Below are 4,460 nucleotides of genomic sequence, written 5' to 3'. Positions count from 1 at the left end.
CCGGCCCACGCCGGCGGCGCTGCTGGAACTGCATACGCTCCAGGCGCTCGACGCGACCCTGGCGGGCGCGTCCTTGCGCGAAATGGCCGAAGGTCTGTTCGGTGCCGATGCCGTCGCCGCCGACTGGCACACTGACAGCGCCTTGCGCGCCCGCGTGCGCAGGCTGGTGCGCCGTGGCGAGGCGCTGATGCGCGGCGGCTATCGCCGCCTGGCACAGCTTCCGCCGCTGCGGTTGCAGTAGGGGGGACGTTTCGCGTCCCCCGCAGATCGTCCCTTCGCGGGGTGCCGCGCTTTCTTGAAAGTGCCTCTATCCGGCCGCGTGGTGCGGCCGGGCTTGATGGAGGTTCATCCCATGCGACCCGCTCCCTTGCGGCCTGCCGCCGCTGCTGTCGCTGCGCCTGCGCAGCCCCAACGCTACCTGACCAACGACGAAGCCGCCGAGTACCTGCGCCTCAGTCCCCGCACGCTGGAGAAACAGCGCGTGGTCGGCGGCGGCCCGAAGTTCCGTAAGTTCGGCCGCCGCGTCATGTACGCGGTGTCCGACCTCGATGCCTGGGCCGACCAGCGCAGCTACGAGGCGACGTCCGACCCGGAATATGCCGAACGCCACGCGGGCGACTACCGTGATGGCCGCTGATCGCTGGCGCGTGGGTGGCCGTCGCCATGTCCAGCCCGCCAGGGCAAGCCTTGCAGCGCGAACAGCTCGACCTGTTCCGCGCGCTGCCGGGCGACATGGCACCACGCGACAGCCAGGACTTGATGGCCTTTCCGTTCTTCTCGCTGGCGAAGTCGCGGCGCACCGTGCCGATCGACTTCCGCGCCGGCAGCATCACCATCCGCGTGGAAGGAACGGCCGAGCATGGCATCGCAACGATATGGGATGCCGACGTGCTGATATGGGCCGCCTCGCAGATCGTGGAGGCGCGCGACGCAGGCTTGCGCCCGTCGCGCTGGATACGCGCCACACCCTACGAGATCCTGCGGTTCATCGGGCGCGGCACATCGCTCAACGACTACCTGCGGCTGAAAGCCGCGCTCGACCGGCTGCAATCGACCACGGTGGCCACGTCCATCCGCGAAACCACCGGGCGACGCCTGCACCGCTTTTCGTGGGTAAACGAATGGCGCGAGCTGGCCGACCCCAGCGGCACGCCGCTGGGCATCGAACTGATCCTGCCGGACTGGTTCTATGCGGGCGTGCTGGACGCCGCCCTGGTGCTGACCATCGACCCGGCCTATTTCCGCTTGAAGGGTGGCATCGAACGCTGGCTGTACCGCCTGGTGCGCAAGCACGGCGGGCGGCAGGAACACGGCTGGCAATTCGACTTCAAGCACCTGCACCGCAAGTCGGGCAGCGCGGCGCGCTTCTCCGACTTCGCCTACGACCTGCGCGCCCTGGTGGCGCGACAGTCGCTGCCCGGCTATGTCCTGGGCATCGAGCGAATGCCGGACGACGGACAAGAACTGCTGACCTTCCGGCCCGTGCTGCATACGGCACGGGGATAAGTGCGGGAAAAGGTGTGGACGGCCTCGTGCTATCAGGAGTACCGGGTATCGTGCTATCGGGAGTACGCCTATCGTGCTATCAGGAGTACGAAAACACCGGAAAGCCAATAACGGCGCGCGTTTGCGGCCCCTCTAACTTCCCTAACAAGAAATACATAACTTTTAGTAGAAGCGCGCCGTTTCGGTGGACAACCGAGAAACGGCACGGCGAACAGCGTTTTGCACCGCAGGCAAAGCCTGGCTTTCCAGTGTGGAGGGCCACGCCATGATCGTCGCGCTGCTCAACCAGAAAGGCGGCGTCGGCAAGACCACGCTCGCCACCCACATCGCCGGCGAACTGGCGCTGCGCGGCCAGCATGTCGTGCTGCTCGATGCCGACCCGCAAGGCTCATCGCTAGACTGGACGCAGCGCAGAAGCCAGCAAGGCTTGCCACGGCTGTTCAGCGCCGTGGGCCTTGCCCGCGAGACGCTGCATCAGGAAGCGCCAGAACTCGCCAGGCGGGCCGATCACGTCATCATCGACGGGCCACCGCGCATTGCCGCTTTGGCGCGCTCCGCGCTGCTGGCGGCCGAGCGCGTGCTGATCCCCGTGCAGCCCAGCCCCTACGACCTCTGGGCCAGCGCCGAGATGGTGGCGCTGATCCGCGAGGCGCAGGTGTTCCGGCCTGCTCTGCGCGCGGCCTTCGTCATCAACCGGCGCGTCAGCACCACCATCATCGGGCGCGAGGCACGGCAATCGCTGGCAGAACAGCCGCTGCCCGCGCTGCGCTCGGAAGTGCGTCAGCGCATCGTGTTCGCTGACAGCGTTGCCGCTGGCCGGCTCGCACGCGAGACAGCGACCGACAGCGCCGCCGCCCGCGAAATCACCGCCCTGGTGGACGAACTGCTGCGGTGGCCGACATGACAGCGCAGCAACCACCCCACAGCAAAGGCACGGGCAAGCGCGTCGGCATCGGCGCACGTCCGCCCGCGAATCCGCACGCCGAGGCGTGGATTCGTCAGGGCGATGCCGACGCGCTGGGCAAAGGCGACCTCTACACGGCCCGCCTCACGCTCGACATCACGCCCGCCATGCGGGCGCGCATCAAGGTGTCGGCCTTCACGCAAGGCGTGACCGTGGCCGACCTCCTGCGCGGCCTGCTGGAGCGGGAGTTTCCGTCGGAGAACACACCATGAACGCATTCGCTTTGCCTGCCGCGAACGCGGCACCGGCTACGCTGCTGCCTGCGCTTTCGGCACTCGCCGGGCAGGCCGGCAACGTGCCGCTGACGCGCGTTTCGCTAGCCTACCTCGAACACCGCTTCAAGCTCTACCTGCGCTTCGGCGAACCCGCACGCACGCTGCGCCTGGACGACTGGCGGCGCTGCGCGGTGTTCCTGCCGGGCGCGATGCTCTGCCGCATCCGCTGGCAGGCCAACGATTACGGCACCGTGCGCTGGCAGCTCATGGTGATGCAGACTTGCACGCCACTGGACGCGGCGCAGCGCATCCCCGGCGTGCAGCCTGGCGCGCGCCTGCTGCTGCACACCGAAGGCGACGCAACGTGCGCGCCGTGCTGGAGCGCATCGACGGCATCGAGGCGCAGGGCATCGCCGCCATCGACGTGTCGCCCGCGTACTGGCGCACGCTGGGCAACCGTCTTGCGGCTCGCCTTGCGCTACCCGAATACACCGGCGAGCGGCACGCCGCCTGGCTGGCCGGCAAGGTGCTGCCATGACCGCCCCGACCACTACGGTAAACGCACCTGCCGTTGCGCCGCGTCTTCGCTCGCGCCTGCGCGCTTGCATCGTCGTGGCGACACTGACCGCCATCGGCTTCGCTGCGCTGGCCTGGGCGGCTTTCGTGTCGCCGCTGCCGCGTCTGACCTACAACCCGTCCGACAGCGTAGCGGTCGGCTGGTATCGCATCGACCCGTTCGACTCGCGCACCGCCTCGCTGCCACGTCCCTTGTCGGTGGACAGCATCGTGCTGGTGCCGCTGCCGGCCACGGCTGCCACGCTGGCTGCGCAGCGTGGCTATCTGCCGACGCACATTCCGCTACTCAAACGTGTGGGTGCGGTGGCGCCGCAACACGTCTGCATCGTCGCCGGTCAGGTACGCATCGACGGCGTGCCCTCGGCCGCCGTGCTGCCTGCTGATCGGCTGGGCCGGCCGCTGCCATCCTTACAGCTTTGCCGCCGCCTTGAACCGGGCGAACTGTTCCTGTTGAGCGTGACCAATCCGGCATCGTTCGACAGCCGCTACTTCGGCCCGGTCAGCGCATCCGCCGTGATCGGCATTGCGCGCCCGATCTGGCTGGAGACACGCCCATGATGGCCGCCGACTCGCTGCGCGTTGCAGTGCATCTCATCGTGCCATCGGGCGTGTCGATCCAGTGGCTTTCCGCATGTCGTCGCGTGTGCAGTGCGAGCGCATCCGCGCCGCACTTCGCGCTGCCTTCCAATGTGCAGGCGTCTTGCCTCGAACGCGCCCGGCCTGCGGCCATTGCCGCGTTCGCCGGCGCGCTGGCTGCAAGCAGCGCAGCGCTGCCGGGCCGCCGACGCCCGGAGCGACAGCGAAGGGCAAAGGCGGAAGGCAAGACAAAAGGACGCGGCACCGGGCCGCGTCGAAAGCCAGTCTGCACGTGGGGGTGGTGCGGCACGCAGCGGCTTTGCCGCCGTGCCGCTTGGGGCGCGAGGGTCGCGCCAATGCAGGCATGTCCGCGTGCTTTGCACGACAGGACACGCCGTAGCTTGCGAGGAGCGCAGCCATGACCGACCGCCGCGACGACGATTTCCGCGTGCGCCCCAGAGCCCCGAAGAACCGGGGCAAGGGCCAGGGCCAGAGCTTCGTTTCCAAGGTGCTCAAGCAGGCGGGCAAGGCCAGCGGCGGCAAGTCCTCGATGCGTCATTCCGCAGCCGGCGGCGGCGCACGCGCCGGCCAGCGGCCTGGTTCACGCCTGGGGCGCGGCCACA

General features: G+C 68.7%; 7 protein-coding genes and 1 pseudogene. All 8 read left to right on the top strand.

What is annotated here, in order from left to right; genetic code table 11:
- Positions 1-241: DUF2285 domain-containing protein (locus tag BF95_RS24450; protein ID WP_043155358.1), on the top strand; the 241-nt coding region annotated here is incomplete at its 5' end.
- A gap of 111 nt (positions 242-352) precedes the next feature.
- A complete protein-coding gene (locus BF95_RS24445) occupies positions 353-637 on the top strand; it encodes a helix-turn-helix transcriptional regulator (RefSeq protein ID WP_009405761.1) in 285 nt (94 codons plus the stop codon).
- A 14-nt stretch (positions 638-651) separates the two neighbouring features.
- Positions 652-1,506: a replication initiator protein A gene (locus BF95_RS24440; RefSeq protein ID WP_004350846.1), complete on the top strand. Its 855-nt coding sequence runs from the start codon at positions 652-654 to the stop codon at positions 1,504-1,506.
- A gap of 265 nt (positions 1,507-1,771) precedes the next feature.
- Positions 1,772-2,410: a ParA family partition ATPase gene (gene parA, locus BF95_RS24435; protein WP_004350845.1), complete on the top strand. Its 639-nt coding sequence runs from the start codon at positions 1,772-1,774 to the stop codon at positions 2,408-2,410.
- Positions 2,407-2,682 carry a hypothetical protein gene (locus BF95_RS24430; RefSeq protein ID WP_009405765.1) on the top strand — a complete coding sequence of 92 codons (276 nt, stop codon included), beginning with the start codon at positions 2,407-2,409 and terminating at the stop codon, positions 2,680-2,682. The genes parA and BF95_RS24430 overlap by 4 nt, the downstream gene beginning before the upstream one ends.
- Positions 2,679-3,223, top strand: a pseudogene (locus tag BF95_RS24425) (DUF2840 domain-containing protein). The gene BF95_RS24430 and the pseudogene BF95_RS24425 overlap by 4 nt, the downstream one beginning before the upstream one ends.
- Entirely contained in the window at positions 3,220-3,819 is a 600-nt protein-coding gene (locus BF95_RS24420) for a S26 family signal peptidase (RefSeq protein ID WP_004350838.1), read from the top strand. The pseudogene BF95_RS24425 and the gene BF95_RS24420 overlap by 4 nt, the downstream one beginning before the upstream one ends.
- A gap of 436 nt (positions 3,820-4,255) precedes the next feature.
- A partial coding sequence (locus tag BF95_RS24415; protein ID WP_043155357.1) for a hypothetical protein occupies positions 4,256-4,460 on the top strand: 205 nt, incomplete at its 3' end.

It is taken from the genome of Sphingobium sp. Ant17 (assembly GCF_000588875.1).
In the GTDB taxonomy this organism is placed as follows: domain Bacteria; phylum Pseudomonadota; class Alphaproteobacteria; order Sphingomonadales; family Sphingomonadaceae; genus Sphingobium.
Note: the sequence above shows the minus strand (reverse complement) of the source record. Positions and strands in the feature narration are given on the sequence as shown.

Bases quoted from the DNA above. Each gene is read 5' to 3' on its own strand.
- BF95_RS24445 (WP_009405761.1), top strand. From the start codon at position 353: ATGCGACCCGCTCCCTTGCGGCCTGCCGCCGCTGCTGTCGCTGCGCCT.
- parA (WP_004350845.1), top strand. From the start codon at position 1,772: ATGATCGTCGCGCTGCTCAACCAGAAAGGCGGCGTCGGCAAGACCACG.
- BF95_RS24430 (WP_009405765.1), top strand. From the start codon at position 2,407: ATGACAGCGCAGCAACCACCCCACAGCAAAGGCACGGGCAAGCGCGTC.
- BF95_RS24420 (WP_004350838.1), top strand. From the start codon at position 3,220: ATGACCGCCCCGACCACTACGGTAAACGCACCTGCCGTTGCGCCGCGT.